Origin of the sequence: Polaromonas jejuensis NBRC 106434 (assembly GCF_001598235.1) — a bacterium.
In the GTDB taxonomy this organism is placed as follows: Bacteria; Pseudomonadota; Gammaproteobacteria; order Burkholderiales; family Burkholderiaceae_C; genus Polaromonas; species Polaromonas jejuensis.
This window is the reverse complement of record NZ_BCYO01000004.1, coordinates 122,060-146,698: the sequence shown is the minus strand read 5'-3', so window position 1 is coordinate 146,698 and position 24,639 is coordinate 122,060. Positions and strand designations below refer to the sequence as shown.

Annotated in this window: 23 protein-coding genes and 2 pseudogenes; 19 read left to right on the top strand and 6 right to left on the bottom strand. The window is 61.4% G+C overall.

Annotated elements, in window-relative coordinates; genetic code table 11:
* Positions 1-104 precede the first annotated feature (104 nt).
* On the bottom strand, positions 105-1,058 hold the full coding sequence (locus tag PJE01S_RS06900) for a LysR family transcriptional regulator (RefSeq protein WP_068832558.1): 954 nt from the start codon (positions 1,056-1,058) through the stop codon (positions 105-107).
* Positions 1,059-1,220: 162 nt separating this feature from the next.
* Between PJE01S_RS06900 and PJE01S_RS06895 the strand changes: the two genes are divergently transcribed.
* Complete coding sequence (locus PJE01S_RS06895) at positions 1,221-2,228, top strand: Bug family tripartite tricarboxylate transporter substrate binding protein (protein ID WP_084389404.1); 1,008 nt, start codon at positions 1,221-1,223, stop codon at positions 2,226-2,228.
* A 96-nt stretch (positions 2,229-2,324) separates the two neighbouring features.
* Here PJE01S_RS06895 and PJE01S_RS06890 read toward each other — a convergent pair.
* Positions 2,325-2,528, bottom strand: a pseudogene (locus tag PJE01S_RS06890) (helix-turn-helix domain-containing protein); the annotation flags it as partial.
* Between the two features lie 163 nt (positions 2,529-2,691).
* Between PJE01S_RS06890 and PJE01S_RS06885 the strand changes: the two are divergent.
* The 17 genes and pseudogenes from PJE01S_RS06885 (at position 2,692) to PJE01S_RS06805 (ending at position 18,732) form a co-directional block, all read left to right on the top strand.
* Positions 2,692-3,654 carry a Bug family tripartite tricarboxylate transporter substrate binding protein gene (locus PJE01S_RS06885; protein ID WP_068832414.1) on the top strand — a complete coding sequence of 321 codons (963 nt, stop codon included), beginning with the start codon at positions 2,692-2,694 and terminating at the stop codon, positions 3,652-3,654.
* Between the two features lie 4 nt (positions 3,655-3,658).
* Positions 3,659-4,696, top strand: a complete 1,038-nt coding sequence (locus tag PJE01S_RS06880) for a 4-hydroxythreonine-4-phosphate dehydrogenase PdxA (RefSeq protein WP_068832413.1) — start codon at positions 3,659-3,661, stop codon at positions 4,694-4,696.
* A gap of 45 nt (positions 4,697-4,741) precedes the next feature.
* Positions 4,742-5,914, top strand: coding sequence for an L-rhamnonate dehydratase (locus PJE01S_RS06875; protein WP_068832412.1), 1,173 nt, complete (start codon positions 4,742-4,744; stop codon positions 5,912-5,914).
* Between the two features lie 52 nt (positions 5,915-5,966).
* Positions 5,967-6,239 (top strand): hypothetical protein, encoded by a 273-nt coding sequence (locus PJE01S_RS06870; RefSeq protein ID WP_068832411.1) that lies wholly within the window; start codon positions 5,967-5,969, stop codon positions 6,237-6,239.
* Positions 6,240-6,241: 2 nt separating this feature from the next.
* On the top strand, positions 6,242-7,825 hold the full coding sequence (locus PJE01S_RS06865; protein ID WP_084389402.1) for a UxaA family hydrolase: 1,584 nt from the start codon (positions 6,242-6,244) through the stop codon (positions 7,823-7,825).
* A gap of 73 nt (positions 7,826-7,898) precedes the next feature.
* Complete coding sequence (locus PJE01S_RS06860; protein ID WP_068832410.1) at positions 7,899-8,828, top strand: dihydrodipicolinate synthase family protein; 930 nt, start codon at positions 7,899-7,901, stop codon at positions 8,826-8,828.
* 80 nt (positions 8,829-8,908) lie between these two features.
* Positions 8,909-9,724, top strand: coding sequence for a transporter substrate-binding domain-containing protein (locus PJE01S_RS06855; RefSeq protein ID WP_068832409.1), 816 nt, complete (start codon positions 8,909-8,911; stop codon positions 9,722-9,724).
* Positions 9,725-9,767: 43 nt separating this feature from the next.
* A complete protein-coding gene (locus PJE01S_RS06850) occupies positions 9,768-10,577 on the top strand; it encodes an amino acid ABC transporter permease (protein ID WP_339374663.1) in 810 nt (269 codons plus the stop codon).
* Positions 10,574-11,218 carry an amino acid ABC transporter permease gene (locus tag PJE01S_RS06845; RefSeq protein ID WP_068832407.1) on the top strand — a complete coding sequence of 215 codons (645 nt, stop codon included), beginning with the start codon at positions 10,574-10,576 and terminating at the stop codon, positions 11,216-11,218. The genes PJE01S_RS06850 and PJE01S_RS06845 overlap by 4 nt, the downstream gene beginning before the upstream one ends.
* Positions 11,211-11,942 (top strand): amino acid ABC transporter ATP-binding protein, encoded by a 732-nt coding sequence (locus tag PJE01S_RS06840; protein WP_068832406.1) that lies wholly within the window; start codon positions 11,211-11,213, stop codon positions 11,940-11,942. Before PJE01S_RS06845 ends, PJE01S_RS06840 begins: the two co-directional genes overlap by 8 nt.
* A 22-nt stretch (positions 11,943-11,964) precedes the next feature.
* The gene (locus PJE01S_RS06835) at positions 11,965-13,032 is read left to right on the top strand and encodes a DctP family TRAP transporter solute-binding subunit (RefSeq protein WP_068832405.1); all 1,068 of its coding nucleotides are present in this window, start codon (positions 11,965-11,967) and stop codon (positions 13,030-13,032) included.
* Positions 13,029-13,976: a YncE family protein gene (locus PJE01S_RS06830; protein WP_068832404.1), complete on the top strand. Its 948-nt coding sequence runs from the start codon at positions 13,029-13,031 to the stop codon at positions 13,974-13,976. The genes PJE01S_RS06835 and PJE01S_RS06830 overlap by 4 nt, the downstream gene beginning before the upstream one ends.
* 23 nt (positions 13,977-13,999) lie before the next feature.
* Positions 14,000-14,971 carry an amidohydrolase family protein gene (locus PJE01S_RS06825; RefSeq protein ID WP_068832403.1) on the top strand — a complete coding sequence of 324 codons (972 nt, stop codon included), beginning with the start codon at positions 14,000-14,002 and terminating at the stop codon, positions 14,969-14,971.
* Positions 14,972-16,420: an aldehyde dehydrogenase family protein gene (locus tag PJE01S_RS06820; protein ID WP_068832402.1), complete on the top strand. Its 1,449-nt coding sequence runs from the start codon at positions 14,972-14,974 to the stop codon at positions 16,418-16,420. It begins immediately after the preceding gene.
* A 562-nt stretch (positions 16,421-16,982) separates the two neighbouring features.
* A pseudogene (locus PJE01S_RS06815) lies at positions 16,983-17,204 on the top strand (transposase); the annotation flags it as partial.
* Between the two features lie 166 nt (positions 17,205-17,370).
* A complete protein-coding gene (locus tag PJE01S_RS06810; RefSeq protein ID WP_068832400.1) occupies positions 17,371-17,964 on the top strand; it encodes a hypothetical protein in 594 nt (197 codons plus the stop codon).
* A 105-nt stretch (positions 17,965-18,069) separates the two neighbouring features.
* Positions 18,070-18,732, top strand: coding sequence for an FABP family protein (locus tag PJE01S_RS06805; protein ID WP_068832399.1), 663 nt, complete (start codon positions 18,070-18,072; stop codon positions 18,730-18,732).
* Between the two features lie 58 nt (positions 18,733-18,790).
* Here PJE01S_RS06805 and glmM read toward each other — a convergent pair whose 3' ends face one another.
* The 4 genes from glmM to PJE01S_RS06785 all read right to left on the bottom strand — a co-directional run bounded on the left by glmM (position 18,791) and on the right by PJE01S_RS06785 (position 24,048).
* Positions 18,791-20,122 carry a phosphoglucosamine mutase gene (gene glmM / locus PJE01S_RS06800; RefSeq protein WP_068832398.1) on the bottom strand — a complete coding sequence of 444 codons (1,332 nt, stop codon included), beginning with the start codon at positions 20,120-20,122 and terminating at the stop codon, positions 18,791-18,793.
* Between the two features lie 151 nt (positions 20,123-20,273).
* On the bottom strand, positions 20,274-21,125 hold the full coding sequence (gene folP / locus PJE01S_RS06795) for a dihydropteroate synthase (protein WP_068832556.1): 852 nt from the start codon (positions 21,123-21,125) through the stop codon (positions 20,274-20,276).
* Positions 21,126-21,236: 111 nt separating this feature from the next.
* Positions 21,237-23,162, bottom strand: a complete 1,926-nt coding sequence (gene ftsH / locus PJE01S_RS06790) for an ATP-dependent zinc metalloprotease FtsH (protein ID WP_068832397.1) — start codon at positions 23,160-23,162, stop codon at positions 21,237-21,239.
* A 163-nt stretch (positions 23,163-23,325) separates the two neighbouring features.
* Entirely contained in the window at positions 23,326-24,048 is a 723-nt protein-coding gene (locus PJE01S_RS06785) for an RlmE family RNA methyltransferase (RefSeq protein WP_068832396.1), read from the bottom strand.
* Positions 24,049-24,090: 42 nt separating this feature from the next.
* On the opposite strand from PJE01S_RS06785, the gene PJE01S_RS06780 reads away from it, so the two are divergent.
* Entirely contained in the window at positions 24,091-24,564 is a 474-nt protein-coding gene (locus PJE01S_RS06780; RefSeq protein ID WP_068832395.1) for a YhbY family RNA-binding protein, read from the top strand.
* Positions 24,565-24,639 lie beyond the last annotated feature (75 nt).

The following is a 24,639-nucleotide window of genomic DNA, read 5'->3' as shown; positions in this document are numbered from 1 at the left end:
CGAGATTAGCTCGCAGCCCCCGAGCTTCTCAAATGAAACTGGCTGCCAGCCCGCAAGGGACGGTCGCTAGTAGCTATCAAAACAATAGCGCCTGCAAGCCTTCATCAGCGCGGCGATGAAGGCTCGCTCCGGTGCAGCGCCGAGAGGAAAAACTGCGCCGCCTCGCTCAGCGGCCGGTCCTTGCGGGTGATGGAGCCAAACGACTCCATCTTGTGCCGGATATCGCAGGGCAAGACCTTGAGCAGGCCGTGTTGGGCATAGGTGCCCGCAATTGATTCGGGCATGACCGCGATCATGTCCGTCTTGTCGATCAGGTCGGTTGTGGTCAGGATGGAGGCCGTTTCGATCAGGCCCCTGGGCGCCGGCATCTGCAGCATGCGGAACTCCTGGTCCAGCACCTCGCGCATCGGGCTGCCGGTGGGCTGCAAGATCCAGGGGTAGCCCTGCAGGCTGATGAACGGTACCGATTTCTTGCTGCCCAGCGGGTGGTGCACGCCTACCACCACCGAGAGCGCCTCGTTCTCCAGCGCGGTAAAGCTGTAGTCCTGCCTGTGTTCATCACGCATACGGCCAATCGCTACGTCCAGCTCGCCCTCGCGCAGCAGCTCCAGCAAGCGGTCGCTGGTGTCCATCGTGATGTCAATCGACAGCAAGGGGTAGGCCTGCTTGAGCGCAATGATGGCGTTGGTCAGCAAGGTCGGCGACGGTGCCATGATGGTGCCCACCGAGAGCCGCCCGGAACTGCCCAGCTGCAGCTCGGCCAGCTCGCGCGTCATCGACTCCATCGAGCCACGCATGCCGCGAAAGTAGCCCAGCACGCTGCTGCCCGCTGCGGTGAGCTTCTGCCCGCGCCCGACCCGCTCAAACAGGCGCTGGCCCAGCGCCGACTCCAGTTCCTGAATCATTTTGGTGGCCGCCGGCTGCGTCATGCCCAACTCGGCCGAGGCCTTGCGCAAGGTGCCGTGCTCACCCACCGCCAGGATCAGAGCCACCTGGCGCATGCGCAGACGGTTAAGCAATTGGGGAATGGTATTGGGATTGGGATTGGGGTTGCTCATGGCGGGGGCGAACGCAAGCGATGGGTAAATGACGTGGGATTTCATTGATAACTGCAGATTATCAAACAATCATGCATTTTCAATTTACGTGACCAATCTGAGTCCTCACCATCAGGCATTCCCAAGTTCACCCTTCATTTAATAACAGCTGGAGACAAACCCATGAAACCGTATCACCGTCGCGCCACGCAGGCCCGCAGCCTCGGCTCAAGAATCGCAGCATTCCTGCCAGTCTGGTGCATCCTGCTTGCAGCGATGTCCTTGCCCGCCGCCGCGCAAACCTACCCCTCGCGGCCGATCGAGATCATTGTTCCCGTCACGGCCGGAGGCGGCACCGATGTGGTCGGAAGAGCCTTTGCCGAGGCCGCGCGCAAGTACCTGCCGCAGCAGCCGCTCACCGTGATCAACAAGCCGGGGGCCAGTGGCGCCATCGGCATGGGCGACGTCGCCAGCGCTAAGCCCGACGGATACAAGCTCGCCATCCTGATTTCGGAACTGACCATCGTGCCGTATATCAACAACGTCAGGTTTTCGATCGACGATTTCACACCCATCGCCCGCCTGAACGCCGACCCCTCTGCCATCACGGTGTCGGCCAATGCGCCCTGGAACACGATTGGTGAGTTCCTGGCCTACGCCCGCAAAAATCCCGGCGAGGTCAAGGTGGGCAATGGGGGCCAGGGCTCGATCTGGCATCTGGCCGCGGCCTCGCTGGAAGACAAGGCCCAGGTCAAATTCAGCAATGTGCCATTTTCCGGTGCGGCCCCGGCGGTGATCTCGCTGCTTGGCGGCCATATAGATGCCTTGGCCGTCAGCCCGGGAGAGGTATCGCAGTATGTGGCGGCCGGCAAGCTCAAGACGCTGGCCATCATGTCCGACCAGCGCTGGGGCGGCGTGTTTGAAAAGGTGCCCACTCTGAAGGAAAGCGGCATCGATCTGAAAGTGGAAGTCTGGCGGGGTCTGGCCGCGCCGAAGAATACGCCGAGCGAGGTGATCGATTTGCTGCGCGACGTCAGCCGCCAGGCAGCGAACGACCCTGCATTTCGCGAGACGCTGGCCAAGGCCAACCTGGGCTGGGCCTATGCCGACGCCGCCGCTTTCCGCACCACCATGGAGCGCGACAACGCCTCTTTCAAACAGCTGATCCCGAAGCTGCAACTGAAAAACTGACAGGCAGTTGCCTCCTCTTCACCACCACCCGCCGCGCGATGGCTCACCCGGCTGCGGACAAGCTCATCGCGGCGTTGGACTACGGGCCGCGCGCGGGCCCGCCCCGACCCGTTCAAACAGGCGCTGGCCGAGGGCTGACTCCAGCGCCTGGATCATCTTGGCAGCCGCCAGTTGCGTCATGCCCAGCTCGGCGGGCGCCTTGCGCAGAGTACCGTGCACCCCACAGCCAACATTAATTAAGGCCACCTGCCGGATGCGCAGGCGGTTGAGCAATTGGGAAATCGGGTTGGGGGTGTTCATGGCGGACGCCCAGGGTGGATGCAGACATTCGGCAGGTCAATTTCCGGGCACCGAAACTGATAACCAATGATTATCAAACAATCATATATTTTGAATTTACGTTAACAGTTACCGTCCCTACCATCAAGGCATTAGTTCACAACAAGAGAGCCGGAGACAAATCATGAAACTCTTCCCCGCCCTGCTGCTGGCCGCCTGCGCGCTGGCCAGCCAAACCCATGCCTTTGCCCAGGAATGGCCGACCAAGCCGGTGCGCATCCTGGTCGGCTCGGCCCCCGGCGGCGGCACCGACGCCATGGCCCGTGCCGTGGCCGACCGGCTGGGCCCGCTGCTCAAACAGCCGGTGGTGGTGGAAAACCGCCCGGGCGCGTCCAACACGCTGGCCGCCGATCTGACGGCCAAGGCCACCGATGGCCACACCATGGTGATGGGCGTCTCCACCGCGCACGCGATTGCGCCGCATCTGCTCAAGCTCGGCTACGACAACAACAAGGACCTGGTGCCCGTGGTCTTTGTCGGCGCCGTGCCCAATGTACTGGTGCTCAACAACTCGGTGCCGGCTGATTCGGTCCAGTCGCTGATCCAGCTGGCCAAGAGCCAGCCCGGCAGGCTCAATTACGCCACCAGTGGCGCCGGCAGCACCCAGCACATCGCGGCCGAGCTGTTCAAGGACAAGGCCGGTGTCTTCATCACCCATATCCCCTACCGCGGCAGCGGCCCGGCGCTGGTCGACCTGGTCGGCGGCCAGGTGCAAATGAGTTTTGACACCATGCCGTCGGTGATCGGCCAGGTGAAGAACGGCCGCATCAAGGCCCTGGCCGTGGCCAGCGCCAAACGCAATCCGCAACTGCCCAATGTGCCCACCATGGCAGAAGCCGGCCTCAAAGGGGTGGAAATGAGCGCCTGGTACGGCATTTACATGCCGGCCTCGACGCCCAAGGCGGTGCAGGACCGCGTCTATGCCGAAGTCTCCAAGGTGCTGGCCATGCCTGAGACGCAAGCCCGGCTGGGGGCCATAGGCGCCGACCTTACGCCCATGACGCAGGCCCAGTTTGCGCAGTTTCACGCGGCTGAAAACAAACGCTATGGCGACCTGATCGCCAAGAAAAACATCAAACTGGACTGAACCCATGAACCAACAACAGACACCGACAAAGACACCCGTCATTGCCCTGACACTGGGCGACGCCGCCGGCATTGGCCCCGAGCTGATCGCGCGGCTGCTGAGCCAGCCCGGCATCACGGACGGCGCCAACATCGTGCTGGTGGGCGACCCCTGGCTCTGGCAGGACGGCCAGGCCACGGCAAAGCAGACCGTGGCCACGCAACCCGTCACCAGCCTGGCCGAAGTGCGCACGCGCCCCGATCAGCACCTGCCGGCCTTCCTCGCCGTGGACACCATTGGCCCGGAGCAGGTACAGCGCAGCCAGGCGCAGGCGGCCTGCGGCGCGTCGGTGCTGCAGGTGCTCGACCTCTGCATGGACGGCGCCAAACGCGGCGAGGTCGATGCCATCTGTTTTGCACCGCTCAACAAACAGGCCATGAAACTGGGCGGCCTGAAGCACGAAGACGAGCTGCACCACTTTGCCGAGTACCTGGGCGTGACCGGCTATTTTTGCGAGTTCAACACGCTGGGCGACTTGTGGACCTCGCGCGTGTCATCGCACATCCCGCTCAAGGATGCGGCGTCCGTGCTGAGCAAGGAACGCATCGTGGATGCAGCCCGTTTGATCTACCAGTCGCTGCAGGCCAGCGGCACCGCCCACCCCAAAGTCGCGGTCGCGGCCTTCAACCCGCACGGCGGTGACGGCGGCGTCTGCGGGCGCGAAGAGATCGACATCATCGAGCCGGCCGTGCGCGAACTGCGCGCCAGCGGCTTTCCGGTGGATGGCCCCTTCCCCGCCGACACCATCTTCCTGAAGGCGCGTGACGGCCAGTACCAGGCCATCGTCACCATGTACCACGACCAGGGCCAGATCGCCATCAAGCTCATGGGCTTTTCCAAGGGCGTGACGGTGCAAGGCGGCCTGCCGGTGCCCATCACCACCCCGGCCCACGGCACGGCTTACGACATTGCCGGCCAGGGCGTGGCCGATGTGAATGCCACCTTCAATGCCTTCCAGATTGCCCGCCGCATGGGTGCTGCCCGACGACCGCCCGCAGCTTAAGCGCCTCCCTTTCAACCTTTCATTTACTACCCACCAAGAGTCATCATGAAAATCAAATCAGTTCGCGCACGCGTGTTCGAGTGGAAAGGCAAGACCGTTCCACCGCAAGGCAATTTCTGCTCCAACGCCATGGACCTGCTCTATTCCAACAAGGAAACCATGAGCACCTTCCGTTTCCATGCCTGGACGGTGGTGGAGATTGAAACCGACGACGGCATCATCGGCCTGGGCAATGTGGCGCTGGCGCCGCACATCGCCAAAGCCATCATCGACCAATACCTCACGCCGCTGGTGCTGGGCCAGGACCCCTGGGACTACGAATACCTGTGGCAGCGCATGTACCGCGCCACGCACGCCTGGGGTCGCAAGGGCGTGACCATGGCCGCCATATCGGCGGTTGACCTGGCGATCTGGGACATCCTGGGCAAGTCGGTGAACAAGCCCGTGTTCAAGCTGCTGGGTGGCCGCACCAAGGAAAAAATCCCCTGCTACTACTCCAAGCTCTACCGCACCGACATCAAGGCCATGCAGGACGAAGCGCAGAAATACCTGGACCAGGGCTTCACCATGTTCAAGTCGCGTTTCGGCTACGGCCCGGCGCATGGCACCAAGGGCGTGGCGGAAAACCTGAAGGCGGTCGAGGCGATCCGCGAAGTCATCGGCTACGACAACGACCTCATGCTCGAGTGCTACATGGGCTGGAACCTGGAATATGCCAAGCGCATGCTGCCCAAACTGGAAAAATTCCAGCCGCGCTGGCTCGAAGAACCGGTGATTGCCGACGACATCGACGGCTACGCCGAACTGAATCAGCTCACCAGCATCCCGATCTCGGGCGGCGAGCACGAATTCTCGCTTTACGGCTTCAAGCAGCTGCTCGACAAAAAAGCCGTGTCGGTGGTGCAGTACGACACCAACCGCGTCGGCGGTATCACGGCGGCGCACAAGATCAATGCCCTGTGCGAGGCCTACAGCGTGCCGGTGATTCCGCACGCCGGCCAGATGCACAACTACCACTTGACCATGAGCACGCTGGCTTCGCCCATGAGCGAGTACTTCCCGATGTTCGATGTGGAAGTGGGCAACGAGCTGTTCTATTACATCTTTGACGGCGAGCCGGTCGCCGAGAACGGCTTCCTGCAGCTTGACGACAACAAGCCGGGCCTGGGCCTCACCATGAAGACCGAGTACCTGGACCAGTTCCAGATCATCGAGTAGGTCGCCGCGGCGCGAGCACTGCACAAGAACGAGAACGAGAACGGAGACAACGATGGCGCAGACCGAAACGGCGCCGTCGACGATCGCGATCGTCGATGCGCACCACCACTTCTGGGCAGGCAGCTGCGGCGGCATCCTGATCCCGATCGTCACCGGCATGCTCCTGCAGGCCACCGGCTCTTTCGATGCCGTGATCACCTTCTTCAGCGCCTGCGCGCTGGTCTATGTGATCGCGACGCTCTTCATCGAGTTGCGTCATACGCGCCAAGCAGCGCGCGAACCCGAACGTCCCCCACGGCGTGCCCCACCCCAAAACGGAGTTTGATCATGTTTTCTCCTACCGAAGAGCAGGCGCTGGCCCAGGTCGCCGAGCCGCCGGTGCGCCCTCACGCCCGCGTCATCCGCCTGCATGCGGACGATGACGTCGTCATTTCGCTGGACCAACTGGTCTCGGGCACCCGTATCGCCAGCGAAGGCGTGACCGTCGCTGGGCTCGTGCCGCCCGGGCACAAGATGGCCACGCGCGCCATCGAACCCGGAGCCGCGGTGCGCCGCTACGGCCAGATCATCGGATTTGCGAGCCAGCCGATCCGTCCCGGCCAGCATGTGCACACGCACAACCTGGCCATGGGCGACTTCACGCGCGACTACGCCCATGCGGCGGAGTCCCGGCCCACGCCGCTCGCAGCCGGGCCGGCGACTTTCCAGGGCATCGTGCGGGCGGACGGCCGCGTTGCCACACGCAACTACATCGGCATCCTGACCTCGGTGAACTGCTCGGCCACGGTGGCGCGCGCCATCGCCGACCACTTCCGGCGCGACATCCACCCCGAAATGCTGGCGGACTTTCCCAATGTCGATGGCGTGGTCGCGCTCACGCACGGAGCCGGCTGCGCGGTCGACCCGGAAGGCGAAGGCCTCGCGGTCCTGCAACGCACCTTGGGCGGCTACGCCTGCCACCCCAACTTCGCCAGCGTGCTGGTGATCGGACTGGGCTGCGAGACCAACCAGATCCCCAGGCTGCTCGCCACCCAGGGACTGACCGACGGCGAGCACCTGCGCAGCTTCACGATCCAGGACACCGGCGGCACCACACGCACCATCGCGCACGGCATCGAGCAGATCAAGGCCATGCTGCCGCAGGCCAACGAGGTGCGGCGCGAGACGGTGCCGGCCAGCCACCTGGTGATCGGCCTGCAGTGCGGCGGCTCCGACGGCTACTCCGGCATTTCCGCCAACCCCGTGCTTGGCGCTGCCGTTGACCTGCTGGTGCGCCACGGCGGCACCGCGATTCTGTCGGAGACCCCCGAGATCTATGGGGCGGAACATCTGCTGACGCGCCGGGCCGTCACACCTGAAGTCGGCCAGAAACTGGTTGATCGCATTCAATGGTGGGAACAGTACTGCGAACGCAACGGCGCGGCTATGGACAACAACCCTTCGGCGGGCAACAAGGCCGGGGGCCTGACCACCGTGCTTGAAAAATCACTCGGCGGGATCGCCAAGGGTGGTTCGACCAATCTGGTGGAGGTCTATGAATACGCGCAGCCCGTGCGTGCCCACGGCCTGGTGTTCATGGACACGCCCGGCTACGACCCGGTCTCGGCGACAGGCCAGGTGGCAGGCGGCGCCAACATGATCTGCTTTACCACGGGCCGAGGCTCAGCCTATGGCTGTGCGCCCTCGCCCTCGGTGAAGCTTGCCACCAACACGGCTTTGTGGCTGCGCCAAGCCGACGACATGGACCTGAATTGCGGCGAAGTGCTGGATGGCGGCGCCTCCATTGAGGAGTTGGGCGCAAAGTTGTTCCAGATGCTGCTCGATACCGCATCAGGCAAACGCTCGCGCAGCGAGTTGCATGGCTACGGACAGAACGAATTCGTGCCATGGCAGCTCAGCGTTATTACGTGATCACCACGCTCGAAGAATGACCCTCCCGAATCCAAACGGCCTCAGAAAACCTACCAATTTACAGAGATAAATCATGCTTCAATCCAAGAACGTCCGATACCAAGGCGTATTCCCCGTTGTGCCCACCACCTTCGACGAAGCCGGCGAGCTCGACCTGGAAAGCCAGAAGCGCTGCGTCGACTTCATGATCGACGCGGGCTCCAACGGGCTGTGCATTCTGGCCAACTTCTCCGAGCAGTTTTTGCTGTCGGATGACGAACGCGAAACACTCACGCAAACCATCCTCAAGCATGTCGCGGGCCGGGTGCCGGTGATTGTCACGACCACGCACTTCGGCACACGCGTTTGTGCCGAGCGCAGCCGCCGCGCGCAGGACGCCGGCGCCGCCATGGTCATGGTGATGCCGCCCTACCACGGCGCCACCCTGCGGGCGAGCGAGGAAAAGATTTACGAGTTCTACGCCGCGCTGTCAGACGCCATCGACATCCCCATCATGATCCAGGATGCCCCCATGAGCGGCACGACACTGTCTGCGGCCTTCCTGGCTCGCATGGCCAAAGAGCTCAAGCAGGTTTCATATTTCAAGATCGAAACAGCCGGTGCCGCCTCCAAGCTGCGCGAACTGATCCGCTTGGGTGGCGACGCGGTTGAAGGCCCGTGGGACGGCGAAGAAGCCATCACCCTGCTGCCCGACCTGGACGCCGGCGCCACCGGCGCCATGACGGGCGGCGGCTACCCCGACGGCATACGCCGCATCATGGATGCCTATGCCGCAGGCCGCCGCGAAGAAGCTGTAGCGGAGTACACACGCTGGCTGCCGCTCATCAATTACGAAAACCGCCAGGGCGGCATCCTGACGGCCAAGGCCTTGATGAAAGAAGGCGGTGTGATCGCCTGCGAGGCCCCGCGCCACCCCTTCCCCAGCATGCACCCTGCCGTGCGTGCCGGCCTCCTCGAAACCGCCCGCCGCCTGGACCCGCTGGTGCTGCGCTGGGGGAAATAGCATGAATTAGTTTCACGACCTCATCAATTCAGTGTGTCAAAACAAGTTTTCCAACGAGATATAGAGACAAAGAGGCAAAAATGAACATTTTCCAAAAAATCCGCGCAGCACTTCAATGCGCCGCAGTATGTGCCACAACGCTGGCTGTATCACTCGGCGCTGCGACGCACGCTGGCGCGACTTCGGTAGACGACATCGTCAAACGTGGCACCGTAAAAATTGGCGTGTTGTCCGGCGTGCCGATCTACGGCACGGTCGATGACAAGGGCAACCCTGCTGGCTACGACATCGACGTGGCGCGCGTTCTCGCAACATATCTCGGCGTCAAAGCCGAACTGGTGCCATTGACACCGCCGGCCCGCATCCCCGCCCTGCAAGCCGGCAAGATCGATTTTCTGGTGGCCACGCTCGCGGCGACACCTGAACGCGCCAAAGCGGTCATGTTCACTGCGCCCTACAGCGCATTCCAGATGGTTATTTTTTCGGCCAAGAACACTGCGCTGGACAAGCTGGCCGATCTCAACGGAAAGCGCATCGGCGTGAACCGCGGCTCCAGCCAGGAAACCGCCTTGGTGCGCGCGAATATCCCCGGCCTGCAAATCATTCGCTACCAGGATGATGCGACCGTGGTGCAAGCCCTGATCGCGCATCAAATCGATGCCGCCGCCATTCCGGACGGTGTCGCCAAGGATGTGCTGAAGCAGCAGGCTGATGCCGGGCTGGCGATCAAATTCACCTTCTTCCATCAGCCGAATGCCATGGCGGTCCGCCTGGATGACCCGGAAATGCGCGACTGGCTCAACAAGTCCATCGTCAAAATGACCGCTTCCGGCGAGCTGAACAAGGTTTCGCTGAAATGGACCGGCAATCCCTTGCCCGACCTCTCCAAACCCTGAGTGTTGATGAATCGATCCGCTGCGTGTCTGAATCCTGACCCGCTTGCGGCGATTCCTTCACAGACATATTCGCACTCGGCTGGAACTCGCGCACAGGGCTGCGCGGCCAGCCGGTACTTGGAAAAGGACCATGGCTTATCAATTTCAATTCGAGCCGGTATTCGCGCACGTCAATCTGCTGGCCGAAGGCGTGCTGATGACGATGGCGATATCGTCGGCGGCGATTTTTTTCGGCACCGCCATCGGCATCGCGACAGCGGCATTACGCTCGGTGCAAACCGGCCGCATCCGCACGCTGATCGACGCCTATGTCGAAGTGGTGCGCAACACGCCGTTTCTGGTGCAAATCTTTATCCTGTATTTCGGCCTGCCGGCGGTCAATTTGCGGGTCACCGCGACCGAGGCGGCGCTGATCGGCATGATCATCAATCTCGGTGCCTATTCGACGGAAATCATCCGCGCCGGCATCGAGGCTATCCATCGTTCGCAAGTCGAGGCTGGACTGTCGCTGGGCATGACGCGCCTGCAGATCTTCAGGCACGTGATTCTCAAGCCGGCGGTCGCAAAAGTTTATCCGGCCTTGTGCAGCCAGTTCGTTTTGATGATGCTGGCATCGAGCGTGACCTCGGCCATCTCGACCCAGGAATTGTCGTCGATGGCGGCGCAGATCGATTCCGAAACCTTCCGCAGCTTTGAGGTGTACACCGTCGTGACCTTGATTTATCTGGGGCTCGCCTTGCTGTTCAAAGCGGTGCTGACGCTGATCGGTCACCTGATTTTTTCGCGGCGCCGGGCGGCTTCCCGTCAGGTCGAAATCGGCGTCGTATCCCCTATGAAAGAGGTGGCGCCATGATCCGTTCATTGAGCTGGAACGACATGCTGTTTTTCCTGGATGCCTTGCGTTGGACCGTGCTGCTTGCCGCCATCGCCTGCACCTGCGGCGGCGTGCTTGGCTTGGGCGTGGCCTTGGCACGGGTCGCCCGCTCACGATCGTTGCGGACCGCAGCAGCCACCTATATCCAGGTCGTGCAAGGCACACCGGTGCTGATGTTGCTGTTCCTGTCCTACTACGGCCTGAGCCTGTTCGGCTACGACTTGCCGCCAATGGTCGCAGCCAGCGTGTCGATGACGATCTACGTCAGCGGCTATCTTGGCGATATCTGGCGCGGCTCGATTCAGTCGGTGCCAAAGCAGCAATGGGAGGCCTCGGAAAGTCTCGCGATGACCCGGCGTCAGCAATATCAATACGTCATCCTGCCGCAGGCGGTGCGTATCTCCTTGCCACCGACGGTCGGCTTCATGGTGCAGGTGGTGAAGAATTCGTCGATCGCATCGATCATCGGTTTCGTCGAACTGGCAAAGGCCGGGCAGTTGATCAACAACGTGACCTTCCAGCCGTTCCGTGTGTTTTTAATCGTGGCGGCGCTGTACTTCTGCGTCTGCTACCCGCTTTCATATTGCAGCCGCCGGCTGGAAAGGAAATCCCATGCCTGAGATCATGGTTAACAATATTCACAAGAGCTTCGGCGCGATGCAGGTTTTGAAGGGAACGTCGCTCTCGGTCAAAAGCGGTGAAGTAGTCGCACTGATAGGCCGCAGCGGCTCCGGCAAAAGCACCATGCTGAGATGCATCAACGGTCTTGAGACGATCGATTCCGGCAGCATCACGGTGGCCGGTCATACCCTCGACGGCAACCCCAAGCATCTGCGCGCCTTGCGCACCGATGTCGGCATCGTGTTCCAGAGCTATAACCTGTTCCCGCATTTGACGGTCGGCGAAAACATCATGCTGGCGCCCAGCATCGTCAAGAAAGTGAAACGCACCGAAGCCCGCAAGGCAGCGGAAGAGGCGCTGAAACTGGTCGGCCTGAGCGAAAAGTTCGACGCCTATCCCGACATGCTGTCGGGCGGACAGCAGCAGCGCGTTGCGATTGCCCGTTCGCTGGCGATGCAGCCGCGCGTGATGCTGTTCGACGAAGTGACATCGGCGCTCGACCCGGAACTGACCCAGGAAGTGCTGACCGTCATGGAGACGCTGGCGCGCAAGGGCATGACGATGGTGCTGGTGACGCATGAAATGGGTTTTGCCCGGCGGGTGGCCAACACTACGGTCTTTATGCACCAAGGAAAAATATGGGAAACAGGTCCGTCACAAGATCTGTTCGCCAACCCTAAAACGCCGGAAATGCGGCAATTTTTAAGTGCCGATGTTAAATAAAAGACGGGAATGGCCGCTCGCGATGCGTGAATCGGCCTCTTCGCTTCTGCCTCAGAAATTCACCCGCGCCACCAAAACCAATAAGGCCTGCAACATGAAAACCGTCTCTAAATTCGTACTGACTTTGACGTTGGTCATAAGCGGCGCCACAAGCCATGCGCAAACGGCTGCAGGCGCGGCACAAACTTTCTTGCGTCTTTCGCATGTCGGGTCAACCACGTCCAGCCAGCATCTGGCGGCCTTGAAAATGGCAAGTTCGGTGAGCGAGCTGACAAAAGGGAGTTTGCGCATAGACGTTTACCCCAACGGAGAACTGGGCAATGATGCCAAATCCATTGCCGACGTCAAAAGCGGTACGCTGGACATGACCATGGCCGGCAGCGGCAATTTTGTTTCCCTGGCGCCTCGACTGGTCGAGATTGACCAGCCCTACTCCTTCCAGACGCCACAAGATGTCTGGAAAGAGCTTGACTCCCCTTATTTCGGCAAAGCGCTGCTGAATGAAACCATGGCCTCGGGCATCAAGGGTCTGTCGTTCTGGGAAGTGGGTTTTCGCATCATTACCAGCAACAAAGGCTTTGTCAAAACCCCAGCCGACTTCAAGGACTTGCGCCTGCGGGTGGGAAACTCGACACAGGAAGCGTATTTCAAAGAATTGGGGGCAGTGACCACAAGCATGCCGCTGGGTGAGCTGTATGACGCCATCAAGGCAGGCAAGCTTGATGCCCAAGACCACCCGCTGCCCATTACCTACAGCGCCAAGCTCTACGAGGTACAAAAATACGTGACCATGACCAGGCACGCCTACACCGCCTTGATGGTGGCGATCAACCTCAAGCGCTTTGAATCACTTTCCCCAGCACATCAAAAAGCCCTGCTCGATGCCGCGGTCATTGGCCGCGATTTTCAACGTGCGCTCAACAGCAAAAATGAAGCCGCCATGATCGCCGACCTTCGCAGCAAAGGCATAGAAGTGCTGGAAAAAGTCGAATCGCGGCCATTCCGCATGCTGGCCATCAAACAGAGCGCCGTCCATTTTTCAAATCGACTTTCCGCCACCGCAAAACCCAGCCAACCGGCAACCAAATGACTACAAAATCCGAAACACTCCTGCTGGTGCAGAAATGCGCCCATACTTTCAGTTTCTACAACCTTGCCAGCGGCGAGGCAGAAAAACACATCGTGCTGCCCAACTTTCCGCATGAATTCACGGTCGACCCGGTGCGCCGGCGAGCCTATGTCGGTCACTACGGCATCGAAACCGCCAGCCACCTCGGCGATGTGGGCGGGCACTCGGTGTTCGTGATCGATCTGGACAGGCGCGAACATGTGGCTACGCTCAACCTCTGGCCGTTTTACCGCCCGCATGGGCTGACGGTGGACGCCGAAGGGCGTCTGTTCGTGATGTCTGAGGCGCACAACACCCTGCTGCGTTTCTCCGACCCGGTGAATCGCCATGTGCCGGACCTGGCCGTGGCGTCTGGCGGCTACAAGACCCATTTGTTTGCACTGACCAAGGACGCACAGACCGCCTACGCGCTCAACCTGCTGTCGAACACCGTCACCAAGATCAAGCCCAATGACCCGACCTTCACGCCGGTGGCGATGATGCCGGGGCCGGTGCCTGAAGGCAATGTGCTGTCGGCGGATGAGTCGCTGCTGTATGTGGCCAACCGCGGTGACGACACCATCGTGGCCGTGGACACGGCCAGCATGAAAGTCGTGGCCCAGGGCAAGACCCGGCGCGACCCGAACCGGGTCTACCGATTCCGCGGAGCCGAGGGCAAGGACTTGTTGCTGACCACCAACTCCGGCGAGCACTCGCTATCGGTGTTCGGCACCGATCTGAAGGAGCAGCGCTGCTTTGCGCTGCCAAGCAATCCCCTGGCGCTGTCCTTTCACCCGGCGGATCGCGCGGTCTACATCTCGTTCCAGGATGAGACGGTGCGCCGGCTCAACCTCGACAACTTCGAGTTCGAGCAGGAAATCAAGACCCTGCGCGAGCCCGATTCGTCCTACGTCTGGCAGCATTGAGTCGACCAGGGCACAAGCCAACCATGATCAGCGCGGGAACATCTTCCCTCCCCCTTGATGCACAGCGGCTCCGACAGCCTGTCGTTGATGCACATCATCACTTGTGGGATCTGTCGCAAGGCCGCTATCCCTGGTTGCAGCAGGACTACAAGCCGCAGGAGTTTTTCCTCGGCGACTACCAGGCTTTGTGCCGCGACTTCCTGCCGGCGGACTACCGCAAGGCAAGCCAGGGCTGCAATGTGATCGCTACGGTGCATGTGGAGGCCGAGCGCGACCGCTCCGAACAAGTGGCCGAGACCGCCTGGCTGCATAAGCTGCACGCTGAACACGGATTTCCCAACGCGGTGGTGGCGCATGCCTGGTTCGACCGCCCCGATACCGAGGAGCGTTTGCAGCAGCATTCGCGCTATCCGCTGGTTCGCGGCATTCGCAGCAAGCCGGTGACCGCGCGCTCGAGCGCCGACAGCGTGCGCGGCCAGCCCGGCACCATGCAGGATGAAGCCTGGTTGCGCGGCTTCTCGCTGCTGCAGAAATTCGGCCTGAGCTGGGACCTGCGGGTACCGGCCTGGCATCTGCCCGAAGCAGCGGAAGTTGCCGCCATGTTTCCAGAGGTGCCCATTGTTCTCAATCACCACGGCTTTGCCTGGGACCGCAGCGAGGAAGGCCTCAAGCGCTGGCGAGGCTGGATGCAGGTGCTGGCGCGCCAGCCCAACGTGCATGTGAAGCTCTCCGAATTCGGCTTGCGCGACCAGCTCTGGAACTGGCAGGACAACGCGCGCATTGTGCGCGACACGCTGGCCATCTTCGGCTGGCAGCGCTGCATGTTCGCCAGTAACTTTCCAGTGGCGGGCTTGCGTATCGGCTACCCGGAACTGGTCGATGGCATGTTGCGGATGCTGGACCCTCTGAGCCCTGAGCAGCGGCATGCCGTGATGTGTGGCAACGCCCTGCACTTTTACCGTATTGATCTTCCCAACCAACCGAGATTTGAATAAATGAGCGAACACAACAACTTTATCAACGGCCAATGGGTCGCCGGCAACAGCACCAGCGCCAACCTGAACCCGTCCAACCTGGCCGACGTGATCGGCGAATACGCGCAGGCCGATGCCACTGGGCTCAATGCCGCAGTGCAGGCGGCCCAGGCAGCGTTTCCCGCCTGGTCCACCTCGGGCATCCAGGCGCGCTCGGATGCGCTCGACAAGATAGGCAGTGAAATCCTGGCGCGCCGCGAAGAGCTGGGCACCTTGCTCTCGCGTGAAGAAGGCAAGACCCGCGCCGAAGGCATAGGCGAAGTAGCCCGCGCCGGCCAGATCTTCAAGTTCTTTGCCGGCGAGTGCCTGCGCCTCAGCGGTGAAACCCTGCCCTCGGTGCGCCCCGGCATCGGCGTGGAAATCACGCGCGAGCCCGTGGGCGTGATCGGCCTGATCACGCCCTGGAATTTCCCTATCGCCATTCCGGCCTGGAAGATTGCGCCGGCGCTGGCCTTCGGCAACTGTGTGGTGCTCAAGCCCGCCGACCTGGTGCCCGGCAGCGCCTGGGCGCTGGCCGAGATCATCTCGCGCTCGGGCATTCCGGCCGGCGTCTTCAATCTGGTGATGGGCCCCGGGCGCGTGATTGGCGATGCGCTGGTCAACCACCCCGGCATCAACGCCATCAGCTTCACCGGCTCGGTCGGTGTGGGCAGCCGCATTGCCGAGGCCTGCGCCAAGAACCTCAAGAAGGTGCAGCTCGAGATGGGCGGCAAGAACCCGCAAGTCATCCTGGACGATGCCGACCTCACCCAGGCGGTGGAGCTGAGCGCGCAGAGCGCTTTTTACTCCACCGGCCAGCGCTGCACGGCGTCCAGCCGGCTGATCGTGACCGAAGGCATTTACCCCGCCTTCGTCAAAGCCCTGCAGGAACGCATGGCGCGCATCAAGGTGGGGGATGCGCTGGCCGCCGGAACCGACATCGGGCCGGTGTCATCGCAGGCGCAGCTGGAGCAGGACCTGAGCTATGTCGAAATCGGCAAGAGCGAAGGCGCGACCCTGGCCTTCGGTGGCGAGCGCATCCAATGCCACACCGGCAGTGGCGCCGAGGGCTACTTCATGACCCCGGCGCTCTTCAGCGAAAGCACCGCCGCCATGCGCATCAGCCGTGAAGAAATCTTTGGCCCGGTGGCCAGCATCATCCGGGTGAAAGACTACGAAGCCGCACTGGCCATGGCCAATGACACGCCGTTTGGCCTGTCGGCGGGCATTGCCACCACCAGCCTGAAGTACGCCACACACTTCAAGCGGCACAGCCAGGCCGGCATGGTCATGGTGAACCTGCCCACCGCCGGTGTCGACTACCACGTGCCCTTCGGCGGGCGCAAGGGCTCCAGCTATGGCCCGCGTGAGCAGGGCAAGTATGCGCAGGAGTTTTTCACGATGGTGAAGACCGCCTACACGCTGGCCTGAAGGTCATGCGCTTGTGAAATCGGGCCGCAATAAGTGCTATTTAATTGATAGCTTGTTGCGACTGTGTTTGTTGGGCTACGGCCATTATTTTCTTAAAAGTTGGTAACGACTCAGTCCTTCCTGCCGCTTGAACAGCGATGTTTCCCGTTTTTTTTTACGCCTTCCCGCCTTTGGGGGAAGGTTGGGATGGGGGCTGCGACTGATGCAAAAGACGGGACCTTTTTATACGCCGCTGGCCCTCACCCCAAGCCCGACCCGCTGTACGACAAGCAGGCTACGGGTGAGTCCAAGCCGATAAAGGGCTTTGGACCCAGGACTTGCGCTTCAACGACTACAACACCGCCACCTGCCCGGCGGGCAAGCTGATGACCAGCCCAGGCAGCATCCACACCACAGCAACTGGTTTGTACTACCAGACATACACAGCCAATGCGGTGGGTTGCAACGCCTGCAAACTCAGTGGCAAGTGCCTCAAAGGAGCGCTCAAACCCAATGATGGACGGGGCCGCCAAGTTACCCCCGCTTTGAGCCCAAACCCAAAGACCCGACCAATCCGAGTGAACGCATGCGCCAGGCCATCGATTCACCTCGGGGCCGACAGCTCTACAGCCAGCGCATTGGCACGGTGGAGCCGGTGTTTGCCAACATCCGGCACAACAAGCGCCTGACCCGCTTGAACCACAGAGGGCGAGCCAAGGTCAACACGCAGTGGAACCTGTACTGCATGGTGCACAACATCGAGAAGTTGGCGAGGACGGAATTGGGGCGCAAGAAGGATCAATAGGGCCGCAGCAAGGCTCTGAACTGCCATCGCAGGCAAAAAAGAAAGGCGAAATTGCGGCACACTGTGGGCATGAACGTCCCATTCACGAAACTCGATCCGCGCACGGGACAACGCCACAGTTGCGCGCGTAGGAACCGGTTTTTTTTACAGCCTCGTTAGGCCTCTTATGAGCGCGCACGAAGAACGCTGGGAACGCTTCCTCGATCCGGACGTTGTCAGGCCGTCGCTCTTCATGGCCACAATGTTCATCACCACCTTTGAGATTCTCAAGAACTCAATAGTTGATCGCATCCGAGACTTCTACTCGATTGGTTGGTCGGAAGAAGGTTCGACTGTGTCCCCCAAGTACGAAGCAAATGTTCTTGCGCGCAACAAAAGCACGGTCTACGCATCTCTCAACTGGCTGCTTGAGCACCAAGCAATAAACGACGAAGACCTAAAAACATTCGAGCTACTCAAGAAAACCAGAAATCTTCTCGCTCACCAACTCTTCGCGGTAGTCACGGGCCAAGCGGAGTCCAACCATACAGACCAGTTCCACGTTCTAGTTGAGCTTCTGCGAAAGATTGAAGTATGGTGGGTGGTCAACGTAGAAATTCCAACCAACCCAGACTACGCGGATGCAGAGGTCGATGAAGAGGGCATTGTTCCGGGAGCTATCCTGTCCCTTCAAATGCTCCTGGAAGTCGCAGGCGGCAACACAGAGCTCCTTGAGGCCTGGCGAAGAGAGCGCGCAAAACGGCATCCACATGCGCCGTAGCATCACAAAAACCGGCCTAACAAGGCGTTGCACCCAACCCCCATGCCTTCGCTTCGCTACGGCGCAGGGTCGGGTGAATTTAGGCGTTAGGCCTATGGATTAACCATGAAAAACTTCCCCAAAGACATCTACACGGAACCCGAACCGGACGTCGATACGCTCGCCAATCTGGGACCGCTCACCGGGATGGCAGGCATCTGGACCGGCACGCGCGGTCTCGACGTCAACCCGAGGCCTGACGGCCCCGAAAAGCAGGCTTTCATCGAACACACGGAGTTGCAGCCGATCGATGCACAGACCAATGGGCCGCAGCTGTTCTACGGATTGCGCTACCACACGCGGATCGTCAAACCTGATGACGTCGAGACATTTCACGATCAGGTCGGCTATTGGCTATGGGAACCGGCGACAGGCACCGTGCTCCTGACGCTTTCGATACCGCGCGGACAAACGGCGATGGCTGTCGGTCGCGCTGCGGCTGACGCGAGGACATTTCGCCTCCAGGCGGTCCGGGGGTCCGAGACGAATGGGATCGTGTCAAATCCGTTTCTGGAGTACGCATTCAGGACGGAGAGCTACACCATCACGGTTTCGATCAACGCCGATGGAACGTGGTCCTACGAGCAGGACACCGTGTTAGTCATCCCGGGTCAGGCAGAACCGTTCCACCATACGGACCGCAACACGCTCCGGAAGATCGGCGAGCCTACGCCCAACCCCACGGCGCAAACGGCAGCAGCGAAACCGGGGAAATCCCAAGCGAGATAGGGCAAGCCCGAGCGGTTTGCGTGTCTGGAAAGGGGGCGGCGGGTACAGCCAAAAAGTTTCAGGCGCGCACCGTATCAGCCACGCGCTCGGCGCAGGCTTTGGCCTGGCCCGCGTCGCGCGCCTCGACCATCACCCGCAGCAGCGGCTCGGTGCCGCTGGCGCGGATCAGCACGCGGCCGGTGTCGCCCAACTCGGCTTCCACGGCTTTGGTCATGGCCGCCAACTGCGGACTGCCTTTCCAGTCCTGGCCGGGCTTGAGCCGCACATTGACCAGCGTCTGCGGAAACAGCACCACATCGCCCAGCAGCTGGGCCAGGGTTTTCTTGCTGCGCACGCAGGCCTGCAGCACCTGCAGCGCGCTGATGAGGCCATCGCCGGTGGTGTGCTTGTCCAGCGCCAGCAGGTGGCCCGAGCCTTCGCCGCCCAACAGCCAGCCGCGCCTTTCGAGCTCTTCAAGCACATAGCGGTCGCCGACCTTGGCGCGCACAAACTCGACGCCCTTGCGCTGCAAGGCCACTTCCACGGCCATGTTGGTCATCAGGGTACCGACGGTGCCGGGCACTTTCTCGCCGCGCGCCAGCCGCTCGTTGACCATGAGGTAGAGCACTTCATCGCCATTGAACAGCCGCCCTTCGGCATCCACCATCTGCAGGCGGTCGGCATCGCCGTCCAGCGCGATGCCGTAATCCGCCTTGTGGGCCTTGACCGCGGCGATCAGCGCCTCAGGGTGGGTGGCACCGACCTCGTGGTTGATGTTCAGGCCGTCCGGTGCGCAGCCGATGGCAATGACTTCGGCGCCCAGCTCATGAAACACCATGGGCGCGATGTGGTAGGCCGCGCCATGGGCACCGTCGACCACGATCTTCAGGCCCTTGAGTGTCAGGTCGTTGGCAAAGGTGCTCTTGCAAAACTCGATGTAACGCCCCGCCGCGTCGTCCAGCCGGCGCGCCTTGCCCAGTGCGGCCGAGTCGGCCCATACCGGCGGCTCGTCAAGGGCGGCCTCCACGGCCAGTTCCCACTCGTCGCTGAGCTTGGTACCCTGGGCGCTGAAAAACTTGATGCCGTTGTCGGCAAAGGCATTGTGGCTGGCGCTGATGACCACGCCCAGGCTGGCCCGCTGGGCCCTTGTGAGGTAGGCCACGCCTGGCGTGGGCAAAGGTCCGAGCAGCACCACATCGACGCCCGCGGAGTTAAAGCCGGATTCCAGCGCGCTTTCGAGCATGTAGCCGGAAATCCGGGTGTCCTTGCCGATCAGCACGGTCGGGCGCGCTTCGGTCTTGCGCAGCACGCGGCCAACGGCATGCGCGAGCCGCAAAACAAAGTCGGGCGTGATGGGCGCCTGGCCCACCGTGCCGCGAATGCCGTCGGTGCCAAAGTATTTTCGGGTCATGAGTTGTTCCCTCTGGGGGTCTGTAGTTCTGTCGTTCCGTGCTTGCAACACGCGTGCGCTCATTTTAGAAGGCCAACCCGGGCAAGGCCCTGCACCGAGCGTAACCAGGCGCAAGACCTGGTGAATGCTTCGGGCGGGAAAGGCTTGCTGCTCAGCGCGCAGCGGCCCAGACTTTAAGGGCCAGCACGGTCTCGCGCACATCGTGCACACGCACGATGCGGGCGCCACGGTCAACCGCCAGCAAGGCTGCGGCTACGCTGGGCACCATGCGGTCCGCCATGTCCAGCGGATCTCCGGCCGGACTGGCGCACACGGCGGCCAGCGAGGACTTGCGCGACCAGGCCGCCAGCAGTGGATAGCCGGCCGCCAGAAAGACCGGCTGACGTGCCAGCAGCGCGAAATTCTGCGCCACGGTTTTGCCAAAACCCACCCCGACATCCAGCACGATGCGGGCCTTGTCAACGCCGGCGGCTTGCAGGTCTTGCGCAGCGCGTTCCAGAAAGGACAATACTTGCGGCACCACGTCCCCCTCCATGGGGGCCGCCTGCATGGTTTGCGGCTCGCGGTGCATGTGCATCAGGCAGACGCCGCAGCGCGGGTGCGCGGCCACGGCCTGCACGGCACCCGGCTGGCGCAGCGCCCAGACGTCGTTGATGATGTCAGCGCCCAAATCGAGCACGGCTTGCATCACCTCTGGCTTGTAGGTGTCGATCGACAGCGGCACGCCGAGCGTGGCGGCATGCCGCACGACGGGCAGCACGCGCGCCAGTTCTTCTTCCAGCGGCACGGGCGGCGCGCCGGGGCGTGTGGACTCGCCGCCTATGTCCAGCAGGTCGGCACCATCCCTGATCAACTGCTCGCAGTGCGCGAGCACGCCAGAAAATCCGCCGCCCTGGGTGAAATGCTTGCCGCCATCAGAAAATGAGTCGGGCGTGACATTCACGATGCCCATGACGCGCGGCTGCGACAAATCAATCTGAAAGCGTGAGGTTTGCCAGATCACGGAAAGGCCTTCCTTCAAAAACTCGTTGTTCCAGCAGCACATGGCGGCCAGCAAAGAAAAACCGGGGACTGGCCCCGGTTGTCATGATGCGCTGCGGCAGTCTCCTGATCTTCAGGCCACTGTCGGTGCCGGATGATCGGTGCTCACGGCAGGCGTGCCGCCAGTGGGGCCGCCACCGCCGCCCACGGAGGCGTTACGTGGTGTCCAGTCCTTGGGCGGACGGGGCTCCTTGCCGGCCATGATGTCGTCGATCTGCTCCATGTCAATGGTTTCCCATTCGAGCAAGGCCTTGGCCATGGCGTGCATCTTGTCCTTGTTGTCCTCGATCAGCTTGCGCGCCTGGGCGTACTGCTCATCAATGATGCGGCGCACCTCGCCATCCACCTTTTGCAGGGTCGACTCGCTCATGTTGTTGGTCTTGGTGACAGAACGGCCCAGGAACACTTCCCCTTCGTTTTCGGCATACACCATGGGGCCCAGGGCCTGGGTCATGCCGTAGCGCGTGACCATGTCGCGGGCCAGTGCCGTGGCGCGTTCAAAGTCGTTGCTGGCGCCAGTGGTCATCTGGTTCATGAAGACTTCTTCGGCAATACGGCCGCCGAACAGCATGCTGATCTGGCTCAGCATGTATTCACGGTCATAGCTGTAGCGGTCTTGCGCCGGCAGGCTCATGGTCACGCCCAGTGCGCGGCCGCGCGGAATGATGGTGACCTTGTGCACCGGATCGCATTTGGGCAGCAGCTTGCCGATCAGCGCATGGCCAGACTCGTGATAAGCCGTGTTGCGACGCTCTTCCTCGGGCATGACCATGCTCTTGCGCTCGGGGCCCATGAGAATCTTGTCCTTGGCTTTTTCGAAGTCCTGCATCTCGACGGTGCGCGCATTGCGGCGCGCCGCCATGAGTGCGGCTTCGTTGCACAGGTTGGCCAGGTCGGCGCCGGACATGCCTGGCGTGCCGCGGGCGATCACGCTGGCGTTCACATCCTGGCCCAGCGGCACCTTGCGCATGTGCACATTGAGGATCTGCTCGCGGCCGCGGATGTCGGGCAAGGTCACATAGACCTGGCGGTCAAAACGGCCGGGGCGCAGCAAGGCAGCGTCCAGAATGTCGGGGCGGTTGGTGGCAGCCACCACGATCACGCCCACATTGGTTTCAAAGCCGTCCATCTCGACCAGCATCTGGTTCAAGGTCTGTTCGCGCTCGTCATTGCCACCACCCAGGCCGGCGCCACGCTGGCGGCCGACGGCGTCGATTTCATCGATAAAGATGATGCAGGGCGCGTTTTTCTTGGCGTTCTCGAACATGTCGCGCACGCGGGCTGCGCCCACGCCAACAAACATTTCAACGAAATCGGAGCCCGAAATCGAGAAGAACGGCACCTTGGCCTCGCCGGCAATGCCTTTGGCGAGCAGGGTCTTACCCGTGCCCGGAGGGCCAACCAGCAGCAAACCACGCGGAATACGGCCGCCCAGTTTCTGGAATTTTTGCGGATCTTTCAGGAAATCAACGACTTCCTTGACCTCTTCCTTGGCCTCGTCGCAGCCGGCCACGTCAGCAAAGGTCACGGGATTGGTGGATTCATCGAGCATGCGCGCCTTGGATTTGCCAAAGCTGAAGGCGCCGCCCTTGCCGCCGCCCTGCATTTGCCGCATGAAATAAACCCACACGCCAATCAGCAGCAGCATGGGGCCCCAGCTGACCAGCAGGGTCATGAGCAGGGAGCCTTCTTCACGCGGCTTGACGTCAAATTTCACGTCGTTGGCGATCAGGTCGCCCACCAGGCCGCGGTCGAGGTAAGTCGCCGTGGTGCGGATTTTGCGATCGTCAGTGGTGGTGGCAGAGATTTCCGTGCCGCCCTGGCCTTCCGCAATGGTCGCTGTCTTGATGCGCTTGCCGCGCACTTCTTCCAGGAACTCGGAATAACCCAGGTAGTTGGAGCCGGAGCCGGCACGTGTATCAAATTGCTTGAATACGGTGAACAGCACCATGGCAATCACCAGCCAGATTGCAATTTTTGAAAACCACTGATTATTCAAGGACTACTCCGATGTAAGAACCCAAAGCCGATGGGATGGCACATGTGACTGATTTTAGGCCTTTCAAGGGCAAAAACAGCATGTAACAAACCTGCCCCTTGATTTGAAGCGGTTTTTGGTGATTTTTAGCGCCTCCTGCCCCCAATACACGCCGTCCTGCGGCCTATTCCGCGACCTCGGCGCGCCTTTTCAGCCCCATGCCGACCAGAAAGGTTTCCGACGAATTGGGTCGTGAAGCCTTGGGTTTCATGCGCTTGACCACTTTAAAGGAGGCCTGGAACAACTTGACCAGGTCGTCATAGCCGCTGCCGTGGAACAGCTTGACGACGAGCGTGCCCTCCGGCTTCATCCGGTTTTGTGCAAACTCCACCGCCAGCTCGACCAGATGCGCAATGCGCGCCGCATCCGCCGACTCGATCCCCGACAGATTGGGCGCCATGTCCGAAATCACCAGGTCCACCTTGACAGGCCCATTCTCGGAAGCAAGCGCCTGTTCGAGCTTCTGGAGCACGTCAAGTTCCCGGAAATCGCCCTGGATAAAGGTAACGCCTTCGATCGGCTCCATGGGGAGCATGTCCAGCCCGATGATGCGGCCATTGAGCGCGCCGACGGCGGCCCCGGTGGGCGAGAGCTTGCGTCTGACATACTGGCTCCAGGCGCCCGGCGTGCTGCCCAGGTCGACCACGCACTGGCCCGGTTTGATCAGGCCCAGGGTTTCATCGATTTCCTTCAATTTATAAGCCGCACGGGCGCGGAAGCCCTCTTTTTGGGCCAATTTCACATAGGGGTCGTTGATGTGGTCGTGCAGCCACGCCTTGTTCACCTTTTTGCCCTTCGCGCTGGTCTTGGTGCTCGGCTTGGTGTCTGTCTTGGCATTTACTTTCATAGCGTCTATTGTCCTCTTCCGGACTCCACCGATAATTGGGACATGGCTCAAATACAACTTACCCCCGCCCAGCGCAAAGAACACCGCGCAGATGCCCATCACCTCAATGCGGTCGTGATGATTGGCTCCGACGGCCTGACCGCTGCCGTCAAGAAGGAAACCGATGCGGCGCTCAACGCCCATGGGCTCATCAAGGTGCGGGTGCAGTCCGATGACCGGGTCGGCCGCGAAGCAATCTTTCAGGCCCTGGCCGAGGAGTTGAATGCCGCCCCCATCCAGCACATTGGCAAGCTGCTGGTGCTGTGGCGCCCCATGCCGGAAAAGGAAAAAAAGGTCAATGAAGACCGCATGCCCGGCCCGCGCGATATCAAGGTATTGAAAAACAGTTCGCGCTACGGCCAGCGCCCCGAAGTCAAGACGCTGCGCGTGCTCGGCAACCAGCGGCTGACACCGGGCGGCACCGTCAAGCGTGCCAAGCCCAAGCAGCGCAGCATCAAAAAGCGCTCGCAGGGCTGAACCAGGCCTCTTGCCGGTTGAGCCGCTCACTTCGACCGGCCAGTTTTGCGCATCCGGGCCTTTACAGCCCTTTAG

Bases quoted from the DNA above. Each gene is read 5' to 3' on its own strand.
- PJE01S_RS06785 (WP_068832396.1), bottom strand. From the start codon at position 24,048: ATGAAAGTAAATGCCAAGACAGACACCAAGCCGAGCACCAAGACCAGC.
- PJE01S_RS06870 (WP_068832411.1), top strand. From the start codon at position 5,967: ATGGCGCAGACCGAAACGGCGCCGTCGACGATCGCGATCGTCGATGCG.
- PJE01S_RS06895 (WP_084389404.1), top strand. From the start codon at position 1,221: ATGAAACCGTATCACCGTCGCGCCACGCAGGCCCGCAGCCTCGGCTCA.
- PJE01S_RS06855 (WP_068832409.1), top strand. From the start codon at position 8,909: ATGAACATTTTCCAAAAAATCCGCGCAGCACTTCAATGCGCCGCAGTA.
- glmM (WP_068832398.1), bottom strand. From the start codon at position 20,122: ATGACCCGAAAATACTTTGGCACCGACGGCATTCGCGGCACGGTGGGC.
- PJE01S_RS06810 (WP_068832400.1), top strand. From the start codon at position 17,371: ATGAGCGCGCACGAAGAACGCTGGGAACGCTTCCTCGATCCGGACGTT.
- PJE01S_RS06825 (WP_068832403.1), top strand. From the start codon at position 14,000: ATGATCAGCGCGGGAACATCTTCCCTCCCCCTTGATGCACAGCGGCTC.
- PJE01S_RS06820 (WP_068832402.1), top strand. From the start codon at position 14,972: ATGAGCGAACACAACAACTTTATCAACGGCCAATGGGTCGCCGGCAAC.
- PJE01S_RS06900 (WP_068832558.1), bottom strand. From the start codon at position 1,058: ATGAGCAACCCCAATCCCAATCCCAATACCATTCCCCAATTGCTTAAC.
- PJE01S_RS06865 (WP_084389402.1), top strand. From the start codon at position 6,242: ATGTTTTCTCCTACCGAAGAGCAGGCGCTGGCCCAGGTCGCCGAGCCG.
- PJE01S_RS06880 (WP_068832413.1), top strand. From the start codon at position 3,659: ATGAACCAACAACAGACACCGACAAAGACACCCGTCATTGCCCTGACA.
- PJE01S_RS06885 (WP_068832414.1), top strand. From the start codon at position 2,692: ATGAAACTCTTCCCCGCCCTGCTGCTGGCCGCCTGCGCGCTGGCCAGC.
- PJE01S_RS06830 (WP_068832404.1), top strand. From the start codon at position 13,029: ATGACTACAAAATCCGAAACACTCCTGCTGGTGCAGAAATGCGCCCAT.
- PJE01S_RS06835 (WP_068832405.1), top strand. From the start codon at position 11,965: ATGCGTGAATCGGCCTCTTCGCTTCTGCCTCAGAAATTCACCCGCGCC.
- PJE01S_RS06845 (WP_068832407.1), top strand. From the start codon at position 10,574: ATGATCCGTTCATTGAGCTGGAACGACATGCTGTTTTTCCTGGATGCC.
- PJE01S_RS06840 (WP_068832406.1), top strand. From the start codon at position 11,211: ATGCCTGAGATCATGGTTAACAATATTCACAAGAGCTTCGGCGCGATG.
- PJE01S_RS06780 (WP_068832395.1), top strand. From the start codon at position 24,091: ATGGCTCAAATACAACTTACCCCCGCCCAGCGCAAAGAACACCGCGCA.
- PJE01S_RS06860 (WP_068832410.1), top strand. From the start codon at position 7,899: ATGCTTCAATCCAAGAACGTCCGATACCAAGGCGTATTCCCCGTTGTG.
- PJE01S_RS06875 (WP_068832412.1), top strand. From the start codon at position 4,742: ATGAAAATCAAATCAGTTCGCGCACGCGTGTTCGAGTGGAAAGGCAAG.
- PJE01S_RS06805 (WP_068832399.1), top strand. From the start codon at position 18,070: ATGAAAAACTTCCCCAAAGACATCTACACGGAACCCGAACCGGACGTC.